General features: G+C 39.6%; 34 protein-coding genes. 23 read left to right on the top strand and 11 right to left on the bottom strand.

The window, feature by feature from the left end; all coding sequences use genetic code 11:
- Positions 1-62 precede the first annotated feature (62 nt).
- The gene (locus tag FD723_RS40925; RefSeq protein WP_179070881.1) at positions 63-431 is read right to left on the bottom strand and encodes a hypothetical protein; all 369 of its coding nucleotides are present in this window, start codon (positions 429-431) and stop codon (positions 63-65) included.
- 270 nt (positions 432-701) lie between these two features.
- Here FD723_RS40925 and FD723_RS40920 point away from each other — a divergent pair, with 270 nt between their 5' ends.
- From FD723_RS40920 to FD723_RS40905, 4 genes are all read left to right on the top strand, one after another.
- The gene (locus FD723_RS40920; RefSeq protein WP_179070880.1) at positions 702-1,364 is read left to right on the top strand and encodes a hypothetical protein; all 663 of its coding nucleotides are present in this window, start codon (positions 702-704) and stop codon (positions 1,362-1,364) included.
- 89 nt (positions 1,365-1,453) lie between these two features.
- Complete coding sequence (locus tag FD723_RS40915) at positions 1,454-1,807, top strand: hypothetical protein (RefSeq protein WP_179070879.1); 354 nt, start codon at positions 1,454-1,456, stop codon at positions 1,805-1,807.
- 90 nt (positions 1,808-1,897) lie between these two features.
- Positions 1,898-2,557, top strand: coding sequence for a hypothetical protein (locus FD723_RS40910; RefSeq protein ID WP_179070878.1), 660 nt, complete (start codon positions 1,898-1,900; stop codon positions 2,555-2,557).
- 73 nt (positions 2,558-2,630) lie between these two features.
- Entirely contained in the window at positions 2,631-3,266 is a 636-nt protein-coding gene (locus tag FD723_RS40905) for a hypothetical protein (protein WP_179070877.1), read from the top strand.
- A gap of 46 nt (positions 3,267-3,312) precedes the next feature.
- Here FD723_RS40905 and FD723_RS40900 read toward each other — a convergent pair whose 3' ends face one another.
- Genes FD723_RS40900 through FD723_RS40890 form a run of 3 tightly spaced genes read right to left on the bottom strand, consistent with a single transcriptional unit; the run spans position 3,313 to position 4,446 of the window.
- The gene (locus FD723_RS40900) at positions 3,313-3,627 is read right to left on the bottom strand and encodes a hypothetical protein (RefSeq protein ID WP_179070876.1); all 315 of its coding nucleotides are present in this window, start codon (positions 3,625-3,627) and stop codon (positions 3,313-3,315) included.
- Entirely contained in the window at positions 3,624-4,049 is a 426-nt protein-coding gene (locus FD723_RS40895) for a hypothetical protein (RefSeq protein WP_179070875.1), read from the bottom strand. Before FD723_RS40895 ends, FD723_RS40900 begins: the two co-directional genes overlap by 4 nt.
- Positions 4,042-4,446, bottom strand: coding sequence for a hypothetical protein (locus FD723_RS40890; RefSeq protein WP_179070874.1), 405 nt, complete (start codon positions 4,444-4,446; stop codon positions 4,042-4,044). Before FD723_RS40890 ends, FD723_RS40895 begins: the two co-directional genes overlap by 8 nt.
- Positions 4,447-4,596: 150 nt before the next feature.
- Here FD723_RS40890 and FD723_RS40885 point away from each other — a divergent pair, with 150 nt between their 5' ends.
- The 3 genes from FD723_RS40885 (at position 4,597) to FD723_RS40875 (ending at position 6,533) form a co-directional block, all read left to right on the top strand.
- A complete protein-coding gene (locus FD723_RS40885; RefSeq protein ID WP_179070873.1) occupies positions 4,597-5,571 on the top strand; it encodes a lipopolysaccharide assembly protein LapB in 975 nt (324 codons plus the stop codon).
- A gap of 261 nt (positions 5,572-5,832) precedes the next feature.
- Positions 5,833-6,021 carry a hypothetical protein gene (locus FD723_RS40880; protein WP_179070872.1) on the top strand — a complete coding sequence of 63 codons (189 nt, stop codon included), beginning with the start codon at positions 5,833-5,835 and terminating at the stop codon, positions 6,019-6,021.
- A gap of 368 nt (positions 6,022-6,389) precedes the next feature.
- On the top strand, positions 6,390-6,533 hold the full coding sequence (locus FD723_RS40875) for a hypothetical protein (RefSeq protein ID WP_179070871.1): 144 nt from the start codon (positions 6,390-6,392) through the stop codon (positions 6,531-6,533).
- Positions 6,534-6,580: 47 nt separating this feature from the next.
- Here FD723_RS40875 and FD723_RS40870 read toward each other — a convergent pair whose 3' ends face one another.
- The 6 genes from FD723_RS40870 to FD723_RS40845 form a co-directional block, all read right to left on the bottom strand.
- On the bottom strand, positions 6,581-7,759 hold the full coding sequence (locus FD723_RS40870) for an RNA-guided endonuclease TnpB family protein (protein WP_179070911.1): 1,179 nt from the start codon (positions 7,757-7,759) through the stop codon (positions 6,581-6,583).
- A 25-nt stretch (positions 7,760-7,784) separates the two neighbouring features.
- A complete protein-coding gene (locus tag FD723_RS40865) occupies positions 7,785-9,008 on the bottom strand; it encodes an RNA-guided endonuclease TnpB family protein (protein WP_179070702.1) in 1,224 nt (407 codons plus the stop codon).
- Complete coding sequence (locus tag FD723_RS40860; protein WP_179070703.1) at positions 9,005-9,586, bottom strand: IS607 family transposase; 582 nt, start codon at positions 9,584-9,586, stop codon at positions 9,005-9,007. Before FD723_RS40860 ends, FD723_RS40865 begins: the two co-directional genes overlap by 4 nt.
- A 151-nt stretch (positions 9,587-9,737) precedes the next feature.
- A complete protein-coding gene (locus FD723_RS40855) occupies positions 9,738-10,076 on the bottom strand; it encodes a hypothetical protein (RefSeq protein WP_179070870.1) in 339 nt (112 codons plus the stop codon).
- Positions 10,077-10,092: 16 nt separating this feature from the next.
- Positions 10,093-10,629 carry a transposase gene (locus FD723_RS40850; RefSeq protein ID WP_179070869.1) on the bottom strand — a complete coding sequence of 179 codons (537 nt, stop codon included), beginning with the start codon at positions 10,627-10,629 and terminating at the stop codon, positions 10,093-10,095.
- 525 nt (positions 10,630-11,154) lie between these two features.
- Positions 11,155-11,754, bottom strand: coding sequence for a hypothetical protein (locus FD723_RS40845; protein WP_179070868.1), 600 nt, complete (start codon positions 11,752-11,754; stop codon positions 11,155-11,157).
- A 239-nt stretch (positions 11,755-11,993) separates the two neighbouring features.
- Between FD723_RS40845 and FD723_RS40840 the strand changes: the two genes are divergently transcribed.
- The 16 genes from FD723_RS40840 (at position 11,994) to FD723_RS40765 (ending at position 22,988) form a co-directional block, all read left to right on the top strand.
- Positions 11,994-12,317 (top strand): hypothetical protein, encoded by a 324-nt coding sequence (locus FD723_RS40840; RefSeq protein ID WP_179070867.1) that lies wholly within the window; start codon positions 11,994-11,996, stop codon positions 12,315-12,317.
- A gap of 327 nt (positions 12,318-12,644) precedes the next feature.
- On the top strand, positions 12,645-13,748 hold the full coding sequence (locus FD723_RS40835; RefSeq protein WP_179070866.1) for a hypothetical protein: 1,104 nt from the start codon (positions 12,645-12,647) through the stop codon (positions 13,746-13,748).
- 13 nt (positions 13,749-13,761) lie between these two features.
- The gene (locus tag FD723_RS40830; RefSeq protein WP_179070865.1) at positions 13,762-14,121 is read left to right on the top strand and encodes a hypothetical protein; all 360 of its coding nucleotides are present in this window, start codon (positions 13,762-13,764) and stop codon (positions 14,119-14,121) included.
- Positions 14,122-14,360: 239 nt separating this feature from the next.
- On the top strand, positions 14,361-14,975 hold the full coding sequence (locus tag FD723_RS40825; RefSeq protein WP_179070864.1) for a hypothetical protein: 615 nt from the start codon (positions 14,361-14,363) through the stop codon (positions 14,973-14,975).
- On the top strand, positions 14,975-15,532 hold the full coding sequence (locus tag FD723_RS40820; protein ID WP_179070863.1) for a hypothetical protein: 558 nt from the start codon (positions 14,975-14,977) through the stop codon (positions 15,530-15,532). Before FD723_RS40825 ends, FD723_RS40820 begins: the two co-directional genes overlap by 1 nt.
- Positions 15,529-15,873: a hypothetical protein gene (locus FD723_RS40815; RefSeq protein WP_179070862.1), complete on the top strand. Its 345-nt coding sequence runs from the start codon at positions 15,529-15,531 to the stop codon at positions 15,871-15,873. The genes FD723_RS40820 and FD723_RS40815 overlap by 4 nt, the downstream gene beginning before the upstream one ends.
- The gene (locus FD723_RS40810; RefSeq protein WP_179070861.1) at positions 15,857-16,900 is read left to right on the top strand and encodes a M23 family metallopeptidase; all 1,044 of its coding nucleotides are present in this window, start codon (positions 15,857-15,859) and stop codon (positions 16,898-16,900) included. The genes FD723_RS40815 and FD723_RS40810 overlap by 17 nt, the downstream gene beginning before the upstream one ends.
- Positions 16,890-17,645 (top strand): hypothetical protein, encoded by a 756-nt coding sequence (locus FD723_RS40805; protein WP_179070860.1) that lies wholly within the window; start codon positions 16,890-16,892, stop codon positions 17,643-17,645. The genes FD723_RS40810 and FD723_RS40805 overlap by 11 nt, the downstream gene beginning before the upstream one ends.
- A complete protein-coding gene (locus FD723_RS44325; protein ID WP_179070859.1) occupies positions 17,627-18,076 on the top strand; it encodes a DUF2227 family putative metal-binding protein in 450 nt (149 codons plus the stop codon). The genes FD723_RS40805 and FD723_RS44325 overlap by 19 nt, the downstream gene beginning before the upstream one ends.
- Positions 18,073-18,708: a DUF4230 domain-containing protein gene (locus tag FD723_RS40795; protein WP_179070858.1), complete on the top strand. Its 636-nt coding sequence runs from the start codon at positions 18,073-18,075 to the stop codon at positions 18,706-18,708. The genes FD723_RS44325 and FD723_RS40795 overlap by 4 nt, the downstream gene beginning before the upstream one ends.
- A complete protein-coding gene (locus FD723_RS40790; protein WP_179070857.1) occupies positions 18,672-20,165 on the top strand; it encodes a DEAD/DEAH box helicase in 1,494 nt (497 codons plus the stop codon). The genes FD723_RS40795 and FD723_RS40790 overlap by 37 nt, the downstream gene beginning before the upstream one ends.
- A complete protein-coding gene (locus tag FD723_RS40785) occupies positions 20,098-21,135 on the top strand; it encodes a serine/threonine-protein kinase (RefSeq protein WP_179070856.1) in 1,038 nt (345 codons plus the stop codon). Before FD723_RS40790 ends, FD723_RS40785 begins: the two co-directional genes overlap by 68 nt.
- Before the next feature lie 35 nt (positions 21,136-21,170).
- Complete coding sequence (locus FD723_RS40780) at positions 21,171-21,599, top strand: hypothetical protein (protein WP_179070855.1); 429 nt, start codon at positions 21,171-21,173, stop codon at positions 21,597-21,599.
- A gap of 59 nt (positions 21,600-21,658) precedes the next feature.
- Complete coding sequence (locus tag FD723_RS40775; protein ID WP_179070854.1) at positions 21,659-22,432, top strand: hypothetical protein; 774 nt, start codon at positions 21,659-21,661, stop codon at positions 22,430-22,432.
- A 17-nt stretch (positions 22,433-22,449) separates the two neighbouring features.
- On the top strand, positions 22,450-22,680 hold the full coding sequence (locus FD723_RS40770; protein WP_179070853.1) for a hypothetical protein: 231 nt from the start codon (positions 22,450-22,452) through the stop codon (positions 22,678-22,680).
- Positions 22,681-22,793: 113 nt separating this feature from the next.
- Positions 22,794-22,988 (top strand): hypothetical protein, encoded by a 195-nt coding sequence (locus tag FD723_RS40765; protein ID WP_179070852.1) that lies wholly within the window; start codon positions 22,794-22,796, stop codon positions 22,986-22,988.
- Between the two features lie 131 nt (positions 22,989-23,119).
- Here FD723_RS40765 and FD723_RS40760 read toward each other — a convergent pair whose 3' ends face one another.
- A complete protein-coding gene (locus FD723_RS40760; RefSeq protein WP_179070851.1) occupies positions 23,120-23,845 on the bottom strand; it encodes a hypothetical protein in 726 nt (241 codons plus the stop codon).
- Between the last annotated feature and the right edge of the window lie 52 nt (positions 23,846-23,897).

Below are 23,897 nucleotides of genomic sequence, written 5' to 3'. Positions count from 1 at the left end.
TAAAATTCAGCAAACAAAATGGGCGGATATATTCTGTAATATATCCGCCCTATCTATCTCAATTATTCTTCATCTTCGTCAGACAGTAGCCCCAGAGAGCGAAGCTCTGTCTTCGCATCTTCATCCCAATAAGCAGGAGTGTTCGCCTCAACGTTGTAGGCATAATTTACTGCCTCTTCGTTGTTCCCATCAAATTTCACACACACATTATAATAACTCCCAAAATCGTGAGGACACGATATGACTGCGAAGTAAAGGATTTCTTCTAAATGCTGGGGAATTGGGAACTGCCTTTCTAGTTGTTGCTTGAAAACATTGCATTGCTGCCTACCTTTTTTGGGATAATCATCAATACCAACTTGCAGACATTCCTCTTCCGGTGGCGTGGCGCTAATTTCTAATCGATCCAATCTAGCTTTTGAATTTGGCATAAAACCTCGCATTTTACTATTAGATGAAATAAATCTCAGCCGATTGCACCAAATCACCGCAGAGATGATTTGGTGATTCAGTTATTGGGAATTTGTGGGAAGCAAAAATCTTCTTTCTCACAAAAAACCAGTGAGAAATCACGTTTTTATGTATTAATTATAGCTTATATATCTATTTATCTAAGTAGTATTTGTTAGTTTTTGTGCATATAAAGCTACAATAAGAATATAAGCTTTTACGCAAGATGCCAAGCGGAGGATATAATGAAAATGCAATTGAGACAGGAATTGTTGAAAGAATACGAATCTTTGTATGCGATGTCGGATGTTTCTGTGGGGCATATCGAAAGATTGTCCAAAATGCTAAATAATTTATGTGAAAAAGAGGGATTTTTATCTATTGAATACTGCAAGCTAACTTTACCAATGCTGTTTTACTGGTATGCAGAAAGCAAATTTTGGGATATTCAAGAACATGAATTGGCGATCGCTTCTTTGAAAAATCAAATATTTGATGAAAATGGCAAATTTTCCAACGCCAAGTTACCGACAGACGTTAAAGGTAACTATAAGGAAGATCGTGCTTGGCAGGTAATGTTTAATGCCGATAAACTCCAATTTGCAGGTTTTATGCATATTGCTGTTGACAATGTTAATAAAACAACTCATTACGTTGTAGCAGTGTATCGTTTGACTGGCATTAATGGTAACGCACATTTTTGTATCAACCAAAACGTAGGAGATGCAGGAATGTTACAGTTTCTTGCTTTACAGAGATTCACACCTCAAGATGTGGTTTGTAAAAAGTGTGAATACTTTTTAAAAGAATCTATCGCCGAGAATCGCCTTCTCTGTGGCGTACATCCAGACGGGCCAACCTTGGGCTACAAAGGGTGTGCAGATTTTAAATTAATTCAACATCAACAAAGTTGATTGAGATTAGGATTCGTTTTACCCGATCTCGCCTAACAGATGTTGATGTAAGATAAGCCTTGGATAGACAAGCCTACCCAAAGCTAGCCATGAGTCGAATGCAACTAAACATCAAGCTCGACAGGGACGAGGAAAAGCAACTATTAGAAGCTGTTAAGGCTGGGGCAGAAAAAGAAAATATTTCCTTAAAGGAATTTGTTCTCAATGCTTTAAAAAATCACTTAGCAGCCCAAACTAATACTCAGCCAGTATCGCCAAAATCATTCGCCACAAAAATAGAGCTAGATGAAGTGAAGCGGCGAATAATTGATTTTGAAATCGGTTTGATGGGCGAATTGCGAAAAAACAAAAAGGAAATAGAGGAACAGATTGCAGTTCTTGCTCAGGCGATCGCGGCGATTGAGTCGCGATTAGACGATCTCAATCCTCCTAGCAACTTTTAGATATAAGGAGATCAAAAATGAATGAAGTTGTCAATTACACAATGCGATCGCTAATTAACAGATCGCAATTTTTCTAAAATGGAGAACAAGATGGAACTAGCTTTAACCATAAAACACAAGCACGATACTTTCTTTTTGGAGCAAGAGGAAGTCTCCATCAAGCAGATTAATGGTTTAGCAAGAACGATTAATCTGCTATGCATGAGGCAAGGAGACTTTACTTTTACGTTTTGCAAATCACTGTATCCCAACCTTTTCTACAATCGATTTGAATTTACTACTTGGAATATTGTAAAACCGGAATTAGTAGTTTCTCGTTTGAAAAGAAAAATGTTTCACGAAAATGGCGAATTGAGAAAAATTAAACTCAATTCAGATATTTACTTTAATCAAGAAGTGATTAAAATGATATCCAACTCTAACAAAATCTATTTTCTAGGTTTTCTTAGGATTTACGCTCATTACCGTGAAGGTTACAGTCAAAAATCTGCTTACGTGTCACCTGTATATTCCTTGGTTAGCGACAAAAGTCAGGGAACATTGTTCGCAAGTAAAAGCTTGGATGGCAAGCAAATTATTGAAGTTCTTGAGTACAAAAACTTTACCCCTCAAGATGTAGTTTGCCAAAACTGCGAATACTTCTCTGGAAAATACCTTGGAGAAGAATATCTTACTTGCACGATAAATCCGTCTGGGCCAAATCTTGGTTACGATGGTTGCACAGATAAATTATTGTTTGATCGCGAATAGTTAACCGCATCGACAATTACACAGACTGCGATCACTAATTAACAGATCGCAGTTTTCTAAAATGGAGAATAAAATGACACTGAAGCAAACCATAATAGAACAGTACAAGACTGATTTTGGTGATAATGTAGTCTCTGCAAAAGCTATTAAAGCTTTAAAAGACAGCATTGATAGCTTACTCAAACAAGAAGGACACCGATGTTTTAATTTCTTAAAAACAGTTGACCCCAGGATTGTGTACGATTCTTTGGAATACAGAGTTTGGGAAGTGGCAGAATCAAAAATAATAGTTCCTGCACTCAAGGCTAAGATATTTAATGGCAATGCTGAAATATATGAAACTACTTTCTTCAACACCGAAATTGCAGCAAACAAAGAATTGGTCAAAGTAGTACTATCTTCAGAAGAAATACAATTCTTAGGCTTCAAGCTGGAATTTTTTCAACAACAGGTAGAGGGATATCTTTACCTTTCACCAGTTCACTCTTTGAGTAGTAAAGCTGGTACAGCAACATTTTGCATAAAAAGGCACTGGAGTGGGAACATGACCATAGGTGTTCTCAAATATATCTATTTTTCTGCCCAGGATATAGTTTGTAAAGACTGCGGATATTTCTTTGGGGAATACCTTGGAAAAAAATACCTCGCTTGCACAGTGCATCCGTCTGGCCCAAACTTTGGTTACGATGGTTGCACCGATAAAAAATAACTAAAAAGCGATCGCTAAGTTAATCTTAGCGATCGCTTTTTGCTGTTTAGTTAATTTCCGTAGTTACAGTTTCTTCTAGCGTTTCCGGCACTGGCAAGCTATTTTTAAGCTTGTCTGCAAAATATGATGCCAAAACAAAGTCTTTGTAGCAATACTTATCTTCAATCAAAAAAATAGAGGGATCTTCTATCGCTTCTGGAGTGTGGGGATTGCAGTAGACTTCGCATTCTCTAATCAATTGAGCATTTTCTGGCGTTTGCTGCATGATGAAATGCACTTTGGGTCGATTGCGAAGGAAATAATCCTCTGCGTGTTGGAGCAAATCTGCTAAAATCCTGGTTTCGTTTTCCGAGAGATTCATAGGGGTAACTTTTTGAATAATTCTTTAATTTCCGCCCATTGATACTCTTGAGGAGTTGAGTCGCTAATTTTTTCTGTAGCTGAGGCTTTATAAAGTTCGCTTAACATTTCAATAATTAAACTATCTTCAATTCCCCTGTGCCGAAGGATTTTTGCTGCTTTTAAAAATTGCCTTAAATTGAAGTTATTTTTCCACTGTCCGTTGACGGCAATGTTCGCGATCGCTTGGTAAAATTCTGGATCTGGTAACAAGTAATTTCCAGATTTTGCATAGTCTTCTGTGTCTATTATTCGCTCGATTCTGTCGGGAGCAGTGTTTCTCCAGTAAGCGTCATCCCCCGGTAGAGACGTTTGTACGAGCCACCAAATTCCGCCTTTACTTTGGCGGTACCACTTGTAGCGAGAAAGCAAACGATTAAGCATGTTCAATACCTTTTGCAAGAGAAAGGGAAGCTTGCGCCATCAATTGCTGGGAAGTCAATGTAGAATAGCACGATTTAACCAGTATTTGGCAAATGGCATTGTAATGCGACATTGCCTCATCCCAAGTTGAATATCTGTAAATAGTGCCATTCAAAGAGCCAACTCCAGTAACCATCGTTTCAAACAGAATTGGAGTCTGTTGGGAGTTCCAGTTCGTATTCTGTCCCAAAAATATGGTTGAGACTTTTCCCCACGGAAATTCAGCTAAAGCAACCAGACAATCGTGAGTGCTTTTCCACAAAAACCATTGCACCAAGTCTGGTGCTTCTACCGCCAGATGTTGGTCGTTGAGGATGTAATAAGGCGATCGCTGCAAAATGTCCTCCATGTTTATCATTCGTCAGGTTTTCCCAATATAGGGCAGTAGAGGCTACAACTCTTGTAGATTAAGCAAAAAGTGTTTAAAAGAAACTGGCTTGTAATATAGTAAAAACACGGAGCCTCCAATAATTGGAGGAGCTACAAAAATTTACTTGAGGCGGAGTAAATGTCAATTACATCTTTATCTTTGCAACAAGCTGAAAATAGCGAGTGGAGGTTCGTCTCTCCAGAATACCCTCCAGAGATTTATGAACAGTACTACAATATTTGTGAAGAGTGGGATTCCAGTCAAAATGCAAATCCCCACAAATTAATTAATGAGTTGATTTTAATTATCACTAACTACCCATCTTTTTTAGATGCTTACTCTCTTCTAGGGATGATTTTTAGTGACTGCAACAAAAAAGATATCTCCCATAAAATTTGGTTGATAGCAGGACAACTACTTTTACAAGCAATCCCAAAATCTTTTGACTTCCAACGTGATACCTTGAATTATTACATATTACCAAATCGCTCTTTTTTTAGGAGTTATTTTAATCTAGGTTTAACTTACTTTGAAAATGCAAATGATGAAAAAATAGACTTTTTACGGCAAGCAAATCTCAAGTTAGCTGCCGAAGTTTTTCAAAATTTGGTTAATATTAATCGTAGCGATAATGTTGGAGCTAGAGACTTGCTAGTTCCATGCTATCTAGGCTTAGAAGATTATGAAAAAGTTTTGGAAGTCTGTTCCCTCTATGAAGACGGGGAAACTACCGACCCCAGCATCCTTTATGGTCGAGTGTTGGCTGCATTAAAGCTCAGGAAAAGAGCTAGAGCAAGACAATGGTTGCAAGTTGCAATAAAATACCGCCCATTAGTTGCTCAAATTTTACTCAAAGTAAACCCGAAGCAGCCAATTGATTATTCTGCAAATGCTTATACTTGCGGTGGCGCAGATGAAGCCTACAACTATTGGCAGCAAAACTACAAATACTGGCAGGCTTTTCCAGAATCTTTACAATTGATCTCAGAGCATCAGTCTTTAATCCTTGAGGTCAACGCCCAAAAAAGTCGTGAATGGGGATCTTCGCTACTAAAGCCAGAGAACCGCAAACCCTATCCAGAAATTTTTAGCCTCGAAGAAAGCGGGGTTTAGGGATATTTGGGAAATTAGATGCACCAGTAAGAAGGGATTAAAATTAATTCGCTTGACGATCACGATCGCGTTAATTTGATCATAAACGCGATCGCATCTGGCGAGAATCAGTGCCAAAGTGCTTTAAAGCAAACCAATCTTAAGTCTCCGCAGTGCCTACAACCCTTGAAAAATCTACGAAAAAGTGTTTAAAAGCTAATTGACTTTGGGGTACAATTTGAATTTCCATCAATGGATACACATATATGCGGTAACGCCTTTATGAGTAGACTGATAAATCAAGCGCAAAAAAATAGACTTTGGGCGATCGCCCACTCTCAAGGATTGAAAAAATGTGAAGTACAAGCAGTTTTCTCAGAGTTTGGGATAACTTCAACCACATCGGTAACAACAGACCAATACGATGCGATAATTAGCAGAATACAGGAATATGCAATCGTAGAATTTTAGAAAATGACTGCCTACCCCTTCACCAAATTGCACTAAGCGCAATTCTCCGGTATTGGCAGTTCATCTGTATTGTACAAAAAATTTTCTGAAGTGACGAAAAGGGAATTATGACTGATGAATCTAAAATAAGATGCCCAAAGTGCAAAGGAAGCGGGAAAATTTGGAGAGATACTAGAAAACTAGTAAAAAGATTTTGTCCATTATGCAAGGGATGGGGATTTGTAACTGACCAAGTGACAAAATAGGAATTTTGTACTTTATGTATTACGAAGGATATTTTTCTGATATCAATAATTTTCTTAATCCAAAAATCAAAGTACATTGCTACTGCTGCGGAGGTGCAGTACCAAACTGGTGTCTAGAGGAAGATGAAACAGAATGGTATTGCCCTTGGTGTGGCGATATTGGTGACTCGTCTTTCTGGACTACTTCCCCTAAATCTCCAACGCCTAAGCCTATCAAGCGACAAAATGGAAAATCATGATTTACAGAATTCGATCGCTCTATTCTGAATGGAAAGATTGACACTCCCCACGCCTAAAGGCGGGGGATTCCAGCGTCACTGACGTTCCTTGCTTTTACAGGTCTTGCGACCAATAGAAGTAGAGGAAACATCTCGACTGGCGTTACTTCCCGGATGCCCTCCGGTAGCGTTTGCACGACTTAAAATTACTTTGGCTGCATTCACATCACGTTGTTCAATGTGTCCGCAACGAGGGCAAGAATGAGTTCTGGTGCTAAGTGACTTATGGACTCTAGCACCACAATTACTGCATTCTTGGCTTGTGAAATGAGGCGGAACAGCAATTACTTCCCGTCCAAATTTCTCTCCAAAGTATTCGAGCCACTGGCGGAAATTGTACCAAGAAGCATCGCTAATACTTTTGGCTAGTTTGTGGTTTCTCACCAAGCCGCTAATATTTAAATCTTCCAAGACTACCTTAGCGTTAGCCAGGGTTAAGTTACGCGCCAGTCTCTTGGCGTGTTCATCTCTTTGTCTTGTTACTTTTAAATGTTTACGAGCATAAATACCACGCGCTTTCCTTCTACCAGATGACCCTTTTTTCTTTTTATAAATATTACGCTGAACCCGCTTGATATCTTTTTCAGCTTTACGCAAATATCGCGGGTTTTCTTCATGTTTACCGTTACTATCAGAGTAAAAGTACTCCAACCCTACATCAATGCCGATAACAGAAGTAGTTAACGGCGGCTCCTGCTTGTTATCAACTTTTACGCAAAACTGCACATAATATCCATCTGCACGACGAACAATCCTAATTCTCTTAATTAATTCAACAGGATAAGTATGGATATCCCATTTACCTAATAACTTGAGTTCACCAATACCTTTTTTATCAGTGAATGTTATTCGTCGTTTCGTTGGGTGTAGCTTCCAAGACTGTTGTTTGTATTCAACAGAGCGACTGTGCTTTTTAAATCTTGGATAGCCTTTCAAACCTGGCTTTTTGGCTTTGCAGTTAGCAAAGAATCTGTTGATAGCACGTTCTACATTTTCGACCGATGCTTGACAAGCATGGCTGCTTAAGTTTCTCACAAATTCATATTCTGCTCTTAATTGAGTGTTGTACTGGTACAGTTCTTTCTTGCCAACGCCACGGTTATCTATCCAATATCTAAGCACTTTGTTTCTGACAAACTGACTTGTGCGGATAGCCTCATCTATGGCTTTAACCTGTGCTTTTTTGACAACTGCTTTGTACTCCATTACTAACAGTTAGTAACTTTATGGACAAACGTCCTCAAGCAACTTTTCCCGGTGTTACCCGGAAAGGATATACTGCAATATCCTCTATCCCTGAACTCAACGTCGCTGGGAATACCTTTCTTATAATGTTCAGGCTAGCGTTAATATCTGCGTGGATAAGTCTACCATCACTGGATCTATACCAAGCCCTTTTTATTCGCTTACCACTGAATGTATGCTTTTCACCTTTTTTGTAAACAGGGATTGGGTCTAAATCGAGGAACGACGAGGCGGAAGTGTAGCTTTCCTCATTAATCAAAACGGTTATCCCAACCAGTTCAGATTTATATTGCAATTGCTCGATAAACCGTGAATGAGGAATACCGACAAAGTTCTGGTTAGTCTTTGTCCCAAGATTAATTTTTTGTTTCCATTGGTCATTTTTACCAATAACCAATGTCCCAATCTTTTCATCGACCAAATGGTTAATGATCCATCTACTGGCATTGTGCAAGTAATTATCAATTTGGTTGTTGCGCTTACAAGTTAATGCGTTGATCCGAATCGATGTTTTAGCATTGCCTTTGAGGTAGGATTGAAGCTTCGCTTTTACCTTATTGTATTGTTGGTTGATTGACTTAAGTGGTCGTCCATTAACAAGTACTGGCTTAAACCCAAGCTTGTTTGAAGTTAACGCCGCTAAGTTGTCTAACCCAATATCAATCCCAGCTACCCAATCTGGGTTTAATTGTTGTGGTACCACCTCCAATTCATAAACTACTTCAATCACGTACTGCCCACATTTGGGAATCAATCTTACTTCCTTGACATTATTGACAAATGTTTTAAGCTCAATCGCAGTTTTCGATAATTTAATAATTCCTTCTTTCAAGGTTTTCTTGGATATTGCCCCTAATTCATAAATTACTATGTTTCTCCCCTTAAGCTTATCCTTGTATTTGGGTAACTTTGGACGACCATTAAACTTGGATGGGTTTTGATTATATGCTTTTTGTGCCTCAAAAAATGACTTCCAGTTACGATGCAGAGCCATCAAAACTTGGTTACTAACTTTTGCTGGTAACGCCGTGTATGACTCATGTTTTTTGACCAGATGGAATACTGCTACATTGTTTAGATAGGCGGAATCTTTAATAAAGGACTGTCTGACTAAATAGTTGGCGTAGTTATATAGATTTTTAGAACGCCATGCTAAATCATCAATTTCTTTGTAAAACCGATGGTTTATCTTAATAATATGTCGTTCTACCAACCTCATTCCTCTACTCCATTTGTTTCCAATTCTGCAATTAACTTTTCAGTTTTACGTTTAGCCCTCCTCAGCCCGTAAATGCGCTGTACAAAAGATGTAATTACTGAAACTAAATCCTGCATCAATTCATCTTTTTCATTATCCGCATCGTTAACAATTTCGAGCTTTTTACCTGTCGCCTCCAATAATAATTTAATGTAATTCAACCCGAATCTAGTCACTCTATCCCGATGCTCTGCAACCAAAATATTATAATTTGGATCTTGCAAAGCATTTGACAAAAGTTTTCTATTATCATTAAGCCCACTTCCGATTTCTTTGACAACTCTGTAAATACGATAACCTCTTGCAATAGAATAATTAGTTAGTCTAATGGCTTGGCTCTCTAAATTTGGCTTTGCTTCTGCCGATGAGACTCTGGCATAAATTAGAGCAATTTGCTCTTGTTCTATTGGATTATCAGACTCAATAATGATTGTCCCTGTTGATGGAATCTGATAGCCGTTTAGTTGTCCAGCCTTCCACCAACGATGTGCCGTTTTGTAACTTACTCCAGCTTTCTTTGCGTAATCAGATAGTTTCATCTACCTATATTACATTCATTGGGTATATATGGGTATAAAATCAATAAATATTTACAACACTCTTGAATCACCTCCCTGCTGTACTAAATGCTAAATTGCGTCTTTATGGCGATCGCTAATTTCCATAAACAGCGATCGCACAACAACAGAATCAATCAAATACTTTTGCAATATCACTACCCAACTGCGAGACAGTAAGTTCTTTGGCAAACTCACCAGCTTTTAGAAGGCTTTCGTGAATAATCGTATAACTGTTCCCACTGGCGATCGCCTGGGGATTGAAAGCACCACCGAGAAAGCTAAGTGCTTTGGAGTAAGGATCTAGTGGGTTGGACATAGCTAATTTTTTAACATTCGCATAGCTGCCATTGCGAAATTCCGCTAATGCCTCATGATGTAATTCTGTCTGGGGTGGCATTTTGTCAAGAATCAAGTCCACAGCTTGTTGAATTTTTTCTTTAGTCAATTCTTGGGTTGAAATCGCTATCATTTTGCTCTCCTTTAAATTAAAACCATTTTTTTGATTTTGCTGCTTCTATTTGTGGAACATACGAAGTATCCCACCTACGAATGATATGTTCGCGGATAATGCGAGAAACATAACCTGCGATACCACCTTGATCGTAGAAAATACCTACGTGCAAGAATGCAAAGTTGTGCGCTCCTAACGTAATAAAGTTAAGGCTACGCATTACTTTATCATCACCTGCCGGAGCAATAATATGGCTTAAAGGATTTTTGGGAAATTCGTCACCATTGGGTTGTTCCTGATAGTCAGGCATACCTTTCATACCTTTAGCCAAAATAATATCCACCCATTTCTCAGAAGATAATCCGCGATACCGCGCATCCAAGCTGGCTAGAGCCAAGTAGTAATCGCGATGGAGTGAAATAAAACCCCGAACATACTGGTTTACTAGTCCAGATTCTTTATCACCCGACATTCTACAAAAATCCTGAATCTTCTTATGATCGTCAGGAGTTAGATAGTAATAGGAAATGGGAAATGGCTGGGCAGGCAGCAATAATTCTATGGAAGACATTTCTCGACTTACGACTTTTGTAGTCTAATTCTACCCTGGTTAGCCATAATTCTGACTAATATGTGATAGCATTGCTTTAATTCCAAAATCTGCCTGGATATACGACTACTACTAGGCTATTCCACAAGTTCTCTCATTCTAGAGGCAAATTTATGCTGCGCCAGCACAACTGCAAACTTCACAAAAAGTTATATCCAGGTCTACCTGCAAGAAACAAGGCACGGATAAAAAGGCGCAAGAATATTAACTTTTTCCTTGGCTATTGCAAGCCACTTACCCATTACGGCTCAACACTAATCATAGAAACGGATTCTAGGCTGGCGATAGAAGGCTTGCGGAAGTGCTGGCAATCTGTGTTAGCTCTAGCTAAACAGCGAAATTGCAATAAGGTGTTTATCTATATCAGCAATGATCCGCGACCATACTACAAAATTTTTGACTGGTTTTTGAATTTTAAGCGTTGTTAGCAGGGCTTTGAACTTGCGATCGCTAATTTCCATAAACAGTGATCGCAAATTCCAGAATTCAATAAATAGTTTTCCCCAGTTCAAACTCTTCACCAGGAGTTTCGTCTTTGATTTTTCGTCCCATTCGTTTCCAAAAGCCTTTAATTTTCCCTCTAGCTATCTTCGGGGATACGTTATGGGTAGTAGCGAGATGTTCGACATATTCATGATATTTATTTTGCAGTTCGCCAGTATGGGCAAACATCTCCAGGGCATAAGTCATGGCCTCGCCTTTGGTTAATCCAAGTCCCATACGCAGTTGTTCAAAATCTGCAATTACTTGCACGGGTAAGTAGCAGCGAAACTCAGGCTTATCTTTGCCATCATCAGTTAAATATTCAAGATTGAGCAATTCCCTATTTTGGCTTCTAATTATTGGGCTAACGATAAATAGAAAAGTTGCGATTAAGCCAACCCCTGTTTTACCATGCCCCATCGAGCCATTGTAGTCATGGACGCAGACATAAGTTGAATGCCGCACTGGGGCACGGTACTCCGCTGTTGACAAATCAACTACTAACTTTCCACCCAGCATTCCTCGCTCTGGATGGGTGTCAATATCTTTCCTTAAGTCTGTTCGGTTTGTTGGTTTTTGTCGCTTCTGCGGATGTTCAGTCATTCTATTTATAGCTCTAGGCGCATCTCCATAATTATCATGAAGCCACAGGAAGACGAAATAATAGGGAATTTACATTTTTTATTCTAAGTTAGTTAGCGCTGTGAGCGAAAAACTGTATATTGAATACAGCGAATAGCATTTGTAGAATACGATTGCTTATTTTGTGTCCCGCTGATGTTGCTGCATCAGCGGGACTACCCCCTTGCTAACCCTCAGATAGCCACAGGAGGCAATTCATTATGACACTTTCACGCCACAAGCTCAAAAGAGCTATTCATTATCCTTTGTCGGCAAGGGCTAGAGCAAGGATCAACAGACGCGAGCCGATGCTCGTCTTAAACTTGGACTATTACTTGGCATACTGCCAGCAAAACACCCAAGACTCGACTTTAAGAATTGAAACCGACCATATATTTGTCGTGGAAGGGTTAAGGAAATATTGGCAACCCGTTATACACCTAGCTCAAGAGCAAAAGTGCGATCGCGTATTTATTTATCTCAACGACAATCAGCGACCATACTACAAAATTTTCGATTGGTACCTGGAGCTATCGCATTCTTGACCGCATCTACAAACAACCGATCGCTCAATCAAAAATAAACTACCCCACACCTACAAGACAAACATGGGGTAGTTTATTTTTTTGCCCAGCACGAATGGCATCTGTTGAACAGTCATTTTAAATAAAAACAAAAAAATCCCTTGACTGCGATCAGGTGGTTGCCTAACATGAATCTAATTGCATCCATTTGCGAAATATGGATGCAAAAAATGGAGAACAAAATGTGGTGTATCTGCTTGTCGGAGTGCGTTGGCTGCTGCATGTCTGCGGCCAACTCATCCGACTGTATATTGTCGAACTGTAAATACTGATTTAGTGAGAAAAGATATGGCTACAAAAGCAGCGTTATTTGAGAAAAATTTAATAGTTGACCCTGGCTTTGGCTTCACCAAAGTTGCCTATAGAGATGAGACGAAGCAATTTAAAAATGATTGTATTCCGAGTGTGATTGCGTTGTACGACTCTAGGGTGACTGGAATTTTGGACAAGAATACAGTCAAGGTGACAATAAATGAATCGACCAGAGTCGGGATTAATTCTGGCGATTGTCGGCTTGTAGGCAATCAGGCCAAGGTATTTCAGGGTGAGTCTGATAAATTATTTGCTTTTATGTTTCCAAAAAGTGATAAAGATATTATTCTCTGGACAATACTTGCAGCGTTTTCTAGACAAATTCCCAAAGGATTGAAAGAGGTAAAAGTAGCAGATGCTTGGGTTGTCTGTTCGCTACAAAATCTAGCAGAAAAAGACGATCTAATCTTGGCGATCGCCGGGAAGCATCACGTCACTTTTGAGCGGGAAATTGATGGGTATCGTGACGTAGTATCGGCAGAAATTAGCTGGTCAAAAGAGAAAATCCATGTTGTGCAAGAAGGTTCTGGTGGAATTTATTATGTCTTGGAAAACGACTTATACGATCTGGATTTAGAAGATGAAGATGTGCAATACGGATCTGTCTCCATTGGAGCGGGGACACTTGATTTAGTGCGTCAGAACGCCAATGGCGACATCTTACAAATTTCAAGTCACAAACTTGGATTATCTACACTAGCTCGTTCTATTTCCAGAAATCCTGAACTCAGGCAAAAAGCTAATGGTCAAGTAACCGTGGATAAAGTTCTTCAAGCTATTCAAGAAGGTGGAGCTAGCGCTACTTTTGTTTACGGTAAAGGGACTATGGGTATTGACTTTAAGGATATCTATCTTAACAGTCTGAAAATGTGGCAGAAAAATATCCTCAGTCAGATTCTGCGTGATTGGGATGAAGAGATGTCATGGATAGACCAGATATTCTATTTTGGTGGCGGGGTCAATATCCCAGAACTCAAAGAACATAAAACAAGCCAGTCTTTTTTCTTTTCTGGAGTCCACGATCCTCAATTTGTGGATGTTTGGGGATTCAGAATTTGGGCAGAGAAGAATTTATTTTAAGGGGGCAAAATGAATGGCACGATGCACAATCAACGATGCCACGTACCAAGAGCTACAAACATTCGTTGAGGAGTTCGCTCCTGTTAGTCCGCAACAAATCAACTTTTGGGTTAACCTCATTTGTAAAGTTGGGTTAGCAGCATTAAAAAACAACAAAGCAGATTTTAGCAAAATCATTGCTGGACGAAATCCCGAAGAATGGTTCTACGAAAATAATGTCACGCTTTTACCAGTACCCACAAAAGCTGCTGTTGCCACAAATCCAGAGCAATTAGCACCTAAAGTACCAGCACTAGAAGAGGGGAAACGACCCCGGAAGCCAAAATACAATCCCGCAGAATACGAAAATATCTTGAAGAGTTTGGATGCTTAAATATGGACTCAAGCCTCAACATAAATTTTGTTAAAGATAGACCTAGTAAATTAGCCGTAAGAGTAAATACGATAAGAGCCTGCACAATTATTGCTTTTAGAGTCATCTGTTACTATTTGTACCAAGCAATCAAGTGTGCAATCAGAGACTTGGAAGCAGAATACGCCAAATGTGCAGCAGAGTGGTCGATAGAAAGTGTTGAAAATGAAAACTATCTGATTATGATCTCGGTGGTTTAAATGCGTAAAAGCTATGGAATTGCAATATTTAGTTTCATTTACGCGATCGCGCTTTTATTGTATGCCTGTCAAAGACCTTTGACGCCGATCCCAGACAAGGTTAATGGGCAAGTACAGTCCTATGACTTGGATTATCGTCCTCTCCCACACTGGTGGATATTGCTCGTGCTTGTTGCTGGTAACGTAACAGTAGCGATCGCAGTTTTGTTACCAAAAGATATAGTATCGCAATTGCAAAAAATAGTTGAGCAAGAAGATGCGATCGCAAACCCACAATCATTTGCGGTAGAAACCTTTCTCAGTCAGCCAACAACCAATCAGCCTGTTGCTTGCCGTATTGAGGAGCATCCAGAAGTTTGGGAGTTGTTGCAAGATTATCTTCCAGCAATTATGCCTTCCAATTTAAAAGTGGTTTTTTATTTAGCAACTTTAAAATCTGGATATTGCCAGGGAGACAGTAAGTTAATAACTCCTGAAGAAATTATTTCTAGCAGGAATGATTTAACTCAAAAAGAAGTAGTAGAGTGTTTTCAGCAGTTAGAACTATCAAAGTATGGAACTTGCTATACCGATGGAGAAAAAATTAAGTTTTTAGCTGCCGATCTGGAGGTGTGATGGAAGAAAGTGCCGCAAAAACGCCGAAAAAGAAAACTACAATTTCGGCAATCCAACTGTTAACTGAAGCCAATAAAAAAAAAGAGGAGCAGCAAGTTAAGTATATTGAAGGTTTGCGGCAGAAGTTAACACAAGCTAAAGAGGAGGAAATAGCTTATAGAAATTTACTCTCACAGCAAGCCGAGACTCAAGAAAATAGTATTGCTTACGGCAATTTGATTAATTTCTACAAAAGCGAATTGGGGCAAACCAACCAAGAGCTTGTTGCTTTAAAGCAACAAGTTTTCCACTCAACAGCCCAGCCTCCACCTCTCCCCCAACAGTATTGGCAAGCTCCACCATCACCCATCACTCCACCACCCACCAATTTAGCTTCACCAACAGAAGTTCCATTGACACCTTTAACCGTTCAGAGCAAAAAGCTTCAGTGGTATTATTTGGCAGCAGCAAGCTGTCTAGGGATTCTAATTGCAATTGTCTTTAATTTTGTTATTAACAAAAGCAATTCCCCTGTTTTACAAAGAACCAATTACCCAATTAGGATTATCGATAAATGAAACAGAAATTTATAATTATTAACCCAGTTGGATGGGGAATAATTATAACTTCTGTTTTGTGTACCATAACTATTTATCTCTCAAAGCAGGGAGATAATTGCATGGCTGACTACGATACTATCCAGCAAGAAGTTGCCATTAAATATTTAAAAAAAGGACAGATAAATAAAGCTAAAAAAATTTTGGGTACTGGCTGTCAGTACCCAACCGATAAAGCCGGACAACAAATAATAATTTGGAATTCCTTAGAAACAAATAATCAAATTACAGCTTTGGTGAACTCTAACGGCAAGTTAGTAAAATACAACATTAGGGGCAGAAGAAATGATCGACAACAATAGTAGGTTGTTGTTTTTAGAGAACCAGTGGAACAATGCCGTCAGTAAGCTACCTCCCGAAAAAGCTTTAGAGGTCTTAGAAAGAGAAATTGCCCAAGTCAGGTCATCATCGGGGATAGACTCTTCCTCTATCGAACAGAAGGTCTATACATTGATCAGTATGGGAATCGACTACCCAACTGCATTAGCGATCGCCAATGGCAAGATTAATTTCCAATCAGAAGCTTCAAAGTCTACTAGAGTCGATCCCGACCAAGAGCTAAAGGCAATGCTGTTGGCATCTAGAAGTACGAGTACAACTCGATATCCCGAAGCTATCCCGCCAACGATCGCCGCGCAGTGGCAAGCAATTCCTCAAGCTGTACCTGTACCTGCACCGCATTACATAGATAATTCCAGTGAAGCTAAAGAACGGGGCTGGGCAGTGGTAACAGGGTCGGTGGTGGCCTGCTTGATTCTGTCTATTTGGTTTACTGTTAAACCATCAACCGGCTTACCAGATGTTACGAGGTCGTTTGTTTTTGAAAATTCTCAAAGTTCTAGCAAACCTCCACCGACTAAATTAGAACGTGCTGCCAGATTTGGCGATCGCATTGGCAAGTTTTCTGTGAGTTCCGGGTTCGGCTGGCGCATTCACCCGATTTACAAAACCCGAATGTTTCACGGGGGAGTGGATACGCCAATACCTTATGGGTTTACACTTTTGATGCCGGGAAGAAAAGGAACCTCTGGAAGCGTAAAGTGCTGGGGTGGGGAAGGGCTAAATAGCAGTTCTGCTGGTGGTGGCTTCGTAGCAACCATTACCTCCAATGATCCTCGCTACAAAAACATGAAGCTTTTGGCGATGCATCTCAAGCCTAATTCTTGCATTGCGGGCAACCATGCTGCTGGAGAAAAAATTGCGGAAGGGGGAAATAGTGGAGCAAGCACTGGCCCACACTTGCATTTAACTCAAAAAGTCAACGGCAAAACCATTCCTCCTTCCCTAACTCCAATCAAGGAGATTTTGGGTATCTACAATGCAAATTAGACCGCTAATCCTGAGTGGTGCGTTTACCGCTATCATCACTACAACTGCAATTACAATTTTTAGCCCAGGACTACGCGCAACTTTTTTGATTGAGAGCGATCGCCAGAATCACAAAACCTTCGTGGCGAAAGATATTCAAAGTTTGTTTGCCACTCCTACCTCCCTTGGAGCTTTAGCTATTGGTGCCGCAGAAGGCAACTATAGTCGGAATGGTACTAAAAATCAAATTTACTATGGGCACGAAGATCCCGCAGATTATGTTCTTAATCGCGGGTTTTGCTCGGATCGAGGTAGAGGCTTGGCTTTTTTACAAAGGATCAATCCCAAGAGAAAAAAATTCTCTTTGCGAGAAACTACCCAAGCAGCTGATGCCCAGTGCTTAAAGTATATTCGAGCTGATCTCCAAAAGATTATCACCAACTTTCAAAATGTAGGACTTGACCCTACTCGCAATATAGAAGCTGTTATCAACGCCGCAGATTTACGTAATCAAGCTAATCCTAAAGTCCATCAACGGTTTGTCGTTAGATACGCCGAAGCCTTAAAGAGGAAGGATATTAAGAACAAAATCTCTTGGGCCAGGACAATGGCTTTTTACACAAGGAGATGGACTTCCACCGGATTAATCAGAATCTGCGATCGCGAAAAAAGAGGTTTGTCAAATTTTGACTGTACTTACTACGACCAAAACAGGCGAGCTACTGAAATTTACTACGTGCTAAAAAGATGGAAACAGACAAATTAGTGTTTGTACTAATGGTTGGGTGGGTTGCATGGTTTTTTACCGCTGCGGTTTCCCTGATTTTTTCGACATCGATTATTTTCTCCATCCTACTTACTTCCGGCTACCTTGAAGGAGCTTTCCTGCTCCGCGAGGATTTAAAATTTCGCTATTGGGGACATCTAAGAATTATCTGGTTGCCATACCAGAAGGTGGTGAAATTTCCCAGCAAAATACCAATTGTAAATATTCTTTTACAATTGGCATACTTGTTAGCATTTTTTTTGTTTGCCCAGTTTTTACTGTATGGAATCTTCTCGCTGCCCAACTCGGCAAACAAGCCTGTAATCAACTTGTTACTCTCACTGGTGCTGACGTTGCGATCGCATCTGTGGGAATTACTCGTTTGGCTAATCGGGATTGTAGGTGGGAATTATGTGGGGAGGAGGGAATGAAGAATTTTTGCCTATCACTGCTGGCATTATCACTACTGGCAATGGGTTTTGCTTTGAATAAGTCACAAATTCTGGGCTTATTGAGACAAGAGAAACCCGTTATTTTGTTGGGAGAAGAGACAGAAAAAGAAGTTATCAATTCTGATTTCAATATCGAGAGTCTCCGCAAAGTTGGTGAAATCGGAAGAACTGTGATTTCAACAGAAGTCGCGATTCCCTTAACTAAGGAGAATTTAATTTTGAATTTGGTTCCCAGCGAAACCAAATTTTATTTTTTTGCCCAAGGGGAAGCAACCTCAAGCATTGATTTGGGAGAGTTGACAGCAAACGATATAAAAATATCCGACGACCTAATCGAAATCCAACTTCCTCGTCCCAATTTGAGAAATTTAACATTCCGCATGGGGAAAGCAGAGGTTGCAGATTTGCAAGAACAAGGTGAAATTGAAGCCTTTGAAAAAGTTACTAAAAAATTATGTACTGACGGAATTTTACAACAACCCATAGCCCCATCAGCAAGCGAGTTAGCTCAGATTTTAGCGTTAACTCAAAATAAACCAGTCAGAGTCAACAAGCCATCATTATCTTTAGACGAATGCATCAAGATCGTAACTGCTTATCCGAAAAATTAACACTGCGAGAAGACCAGCTAGATATTATCAAAGAAATTGGTCAGCATTTAACCGCAAAAGAGGACAGAATTCTCGTTTACGCCCCGACTGGCAGTGGGAAAACATTTACTTTAGCCCAATTAATTAACCAGTATCTATCTGCAAGCAAGCACTTGTTCATCGTAAATCGCGACGCTTTAATTCTCCAAGCTTACAACGAATTCAAGCAAGCTGGACTAGAATCTGGTGTTTACGCTGGCGAGTATAGCAGCCTCCTTAATAAAACTTTACCGATTCAAATTGCCTCGGCTCAAACGATTAATGCTAGAGGCATGGAGTGGTTCGAGGCAGATTTTGTTCACTTAGATGAGTGCCATCTGACCGCTTACTGCGCCATCTCCCAAGGGTATTTTGATAAGCTCAACAATGTAATTATTGGCTGGACGGCGACACCGGAAAGGTTAGCTCGCGACGAAGAACTTGGAGATAAATTCAATGTGATGGTCAAGGGTTTGATGCCTTGGCAGATGATTGAGTTAGGGCTTTTGAAAAAGCCGATTTATTACAGTTTAAGTAAAAAGATTCAATATAACGTCAAGCATCAAAATACAATTGCTGTCGCTATCAACGAATATCAAAGGCTAGCAGCAAATCGCCAAGTAATTTGCTTTACTCAAGATGTCGAGCAAGCTCATGAAATAGCCCATCAATTTAATGAGAGGGGAATGCCGTTTGCCGCGATCGATAGCACCATGAAACCAGCGTATCGGCAAACGATGTACAATTCGTTGGAGGCAGGGGAAATTGTCGGGTTGAGTTCGTTCGATGCACTTTCCGAAGGTTTCAACGTGAAAAGAGTTTCCTGCATTATCCTGATGCGAGATACTGATTCAGCAAGCAAGTATTTTCAACAAAAAGGTCGGGGTTTGAGGCAGTTTCCAGGGATAGATGATTGCATCATTTTAGATATGGTGGGATTGTCTAGCGACAATCGATTTGGCACAATTCAAGACATCCTTGATGTCAGCTTGAAGACATCTTTTTCTAAACAGGTGGGCAACTTCCCCAAAAAGGTTTGTCCTAGTTGCGATGCAGTACTTGCTGCTTTTGAAAAACAATGTCCCCAATGCAAGTATAGATTCCCGATAAAGGAGATGCCTCCTTTGTCTTTGGAAGAAAAGTTATTACAGAAAATCCCAGCCAAAGACAGGGCAGCGGTACTTTCTGCTCGGACACTCAGAAAAAAAGCTTATTTTGAAGGGGGATCGCTGGTATCGACGACGCAGATATTAGGAAATAGCAATGGTAAAATTATTGAACCTCAATATTTAAGAGGTGCTATTTTTGGAAACAAGGCTACGGTCTTAGAAGAAAGCAAATTTCTCACGTACTTACAATCGGTTGCAGTAAATGAAGGAAAAAGCCAGGATTGGGTTAGATCAGAGTTCTCGAAAGAGTTCGGTCTTACTACTAAATAACCGCTACCAAATCATTTCCGCTTTGGGTTCTGGTGGGTTTGGCGATACGTATCTGGCCAGAGATACCTACTTACCGTCCAATTCTAAATGCGTCATCAAAAGGTTGCGTCCCACCACGCAAGACGCGGAAATTGATCGCGTCATTCATCAAAGCTTTGCTACAGAAGCCCGAATTCTGGAGAAAATAGGGCGAGAGTGCGATCGCGTTCCCAAGCTTTACGCCTATTTTTCTGAGAATAAACAGTTTTTCTTGGCTCAGGAGTACATCCAAGGCTACACATTAGAAAAGCTGATTAACTCAATTGGAGTTACCAGCGAAATTCAAGTTAAAAATATTTTGTTAAATTTATTGCAGACTTTGCAGTATTTACATAGTAATGAAATTATTCATCGCGATATCAAGCCAGAAAATATTATTTTACGTTATCCCGATTTAATTCCAATTTTGATTGACTTTGGCTCCATCAAAGAGACGATGCGAAGCAGTGGGTTAGCCTTGGGTACAGTTGTTCTTGGAACTCCTGGATACATGCCTCCAGAACAACAACAGGGAATGCCCCAATTCTCCAGCGATATATATTCCTTGGGGATGACTGGTATATTCCTACTCACTGGGAAAAACCCTTTGGAACTCGAAAGAGATGCAACTGGAGTTATTGATTGGAGCCAGTACGGTCGAATTTCTCCTAGTATGCTAGAGGTGTTGCAGACAGCGACACATCCCAATTTAAAGATTAGATACGGCAGTGTCGAGGAGATGATTTTAGCAATTCATCAACATGAGAAAAACCAAAAAACAACGCTGGCAATTAAACTGCCAGATTCTGAATTAAAAAAAGACGAAATCAATCCGCTAATTTCTATTGTGTTAATTTTTTCCATTTTATTAACAGTAGCGGGGTTGTTTTCTCAAGACCGGACAAACCGACCCGTGAATGAAAAAGCTAATTCCAACTCTATATTAAAGTAAATGCCATGAACAAACCCCGAAATACGTCTGACTGTTTGTTTTTAGTAGCAGCATGGGAAGAAGACATTATAGGTGTTTTGACGATTATTGAAAAAGCAATCAATTCGCTATCAGCTATAAGTCAAGGGATTGTTCCCCGGTGCAATTTCTTTATAAGTCCTAGTTTGAAAACAGTTCAAGCTATTTTTTGGCACAATAATCTTGAAAAGACTATAACAATTTCACTTAATCAGAAAAAACAATATTTGCAACCATATATGTATGGCACTCAAACAATCATCTTTATGTTGCCAAACAATGCTGATTCAGTAGAGGTTGTATCTGCAATCAAAGAAGGTTTTAAAGAGGCAGAGACTGGTTATGAGTACAAGGTTTGGTTTTGCGAAAACAACGGTAAATCAGATTGGCAAGAATTAGTCTTTTATGATGATTGCGGTAGTTGGATTGTGGCAGGGAGTAGGTAAGATTAATAATAGCTATCTAAAGCCTACTTAGTTATCTAACTCAATTAAATATCTAAACAATGAGTACAAAATTAGACTTGTTTTTACATCAACATGGAATTCGCGTTAATGATGACGGGAGTTTTAATGAGACTCTGGCTTTTGAAGCAATCAAGCCATATTTTACGGAATTAGAAAAATTTAGTTTTAAGAACGCCTACCTTAAGGTTTTGTTAATAGACAACCGACCTTGTAACATTTGTCCTTATTATGTCGAAGTTCCCAAGCTGAACCAAAAGGGTTGGGGTAAGGGAGTCGATGGCAATGAGATAGACCTCTCACCTGTAGATATCAATGAATTCGATCTACCTGTTGGTAGTTTTCGGATAAAATTAATAGAGAATTTTGGGATTGAGGTATACAGCAGAAATTATCGACCTCAAGAATTAGGCACAAATTATTTTGTAGAAACTTTACACAAAGACGCTCAAGATATAGTTGATATTATTAAATCTAAGCCCGATATATTGCCGAGCGACCCACTATTCGGCTCGCCAGAAGGGGTGGAAGATAATGAAACAATATCAGTAAATGTATTAGGGAAACAAATCGGTTGGTACTGGTTAAATGGCGAACCAAAAGAAAAGATTTTAGCCCCGGAATTAAAAGCTGGTTTAGTATTTGAGTCTGAGAATCAGCGTTGGACAGTGACTAGGGATAGATATTACGATAATTCCATAATTGTGGTTTGGTGCATTAACGCCGATTGCGAGAAAAGAAAATTCCCAGTAGCTTACGTTTCATTAGTCACGAAGCGATCGATACCAGAACATCCTCTCATTGGATTTCAATAAAATATTAATCAAAAAATATGCCTCAACAAGTAAGAATATCCGATGATACTTACGATACCCTCAGAGAAATTAGCTTTTCCCTGGAGTCTGAATACATGAAAGCAACGCCAACAATTCAAGATTTGGTAAGTGTTGCTCTGGAAAGATTAATTGAAGATTGGGAACACCCAGATAGCAAAGATAAGCTTTTGAAAGAACTGTTAGAACATAGACAAATGGCGCGATCGCGTATGGGGAATCGCGGTTAGTTAACAACAACGCACGATTAAATGTTTATTCCCATACGGGCTATATTGCAGCCATCGCTTAGTACAATAGTAGTATAAGCAATCGCACTAATTTGTTTAAAGATTAAATAGTTATGAGCAGACAAGAATTAAATGTAAACTGGGAGCAACCTGGTCAAATTGTCTCATCATCTAAGGGTACGATACAAGTTCAAGATGAAGATGTGATTGATGTTGATTTTGCTGAAGTAAAGACTAAAGTTCAAGATTCTCGCCATCCTGACTTAGACTATTATGTAGATCATCCAGACAGGAAACCCAGGCGTTAGACGAGCTAAACTTTTAGCAAAAAAGCCACCTATGAGGTATGTACCTTACAGGTGGCTTTTAAATTTAATACTAGTTCAATATCAATTATACTTTGATTATTTACATTTTGTTCTCCATTAAAATCGTCACTTTACCGCTTCACAGGCAAGGGCATTTTTTGCAACTTCCCAACAAAATCTATAAGCTCGGCATCGGTGAGTTCCGATCGCAAAGACTTTTTATAAGTCTGGATAACATACTCTTGGGCACGTCTCTTAGTCCAGCCCAGAGCTTCGATCAACTTGTCACTTTGGGCAATCAAGGCGTCTCGTCGCGCTTGATTATCAAAGCTAGTGGGTGGCAATAGCGTAGGTGGAGTTGTAACTTCAAACGTAGACTGAGGCTGAGGCTGGTTCAATTGAAATTGCACATTAGCGATGATTGCTGCCCAGTCTGCTTCTGGATTCCACTCTGGTTTAATTTTTGTTTTTGTCTCGGCATCACAAATGCGGCAAAATACGACATTTTCCTTACCAAGGGAAGCGTAAACAATTATTGGCTTTGAGAAATCTTGAACCTCGGCGATCGCCAATAAAAAGGTCTTGGCGAAATAAGTTTCAATCCCGGTTCTAATTATATATGTGTCATCACACTCCATAACAATGTCGAGTTTAGGCGTATCTTTGCCTTTGTAGTCCTTGTTAGTTATTCGTAAATTTGATAGATACCCGCATAATGCAGGCTGGTATTCTGGAGTGGAAATCTGTTTTTCCACATCGTAATAATACCAACAATAGTCATTACCATTATCTTCCTTTTTTCTAACATAAAGGTGGATTGGATCTGGCTTATTACGAAGCCCTAATTTTATTTGCATTGTAAAACTCCAAAAACTTTAATTGTTATTGATAGAGGTTTGAAGTTAGATT

It is taken from the genome of Nostoc sp. C052 (assembly GCF_013393905.1).
GTDB lineage: Bacteria > Cyanobacteriota > Cyanobacteriia > Cyanobacteriales > Nostocaceae > Nostoc.
The sequence above is the reverse complement of the archived record's forward strand: the minus strand, read 5'-3'. Positions and strand labels throughout refer to the sequence as shown.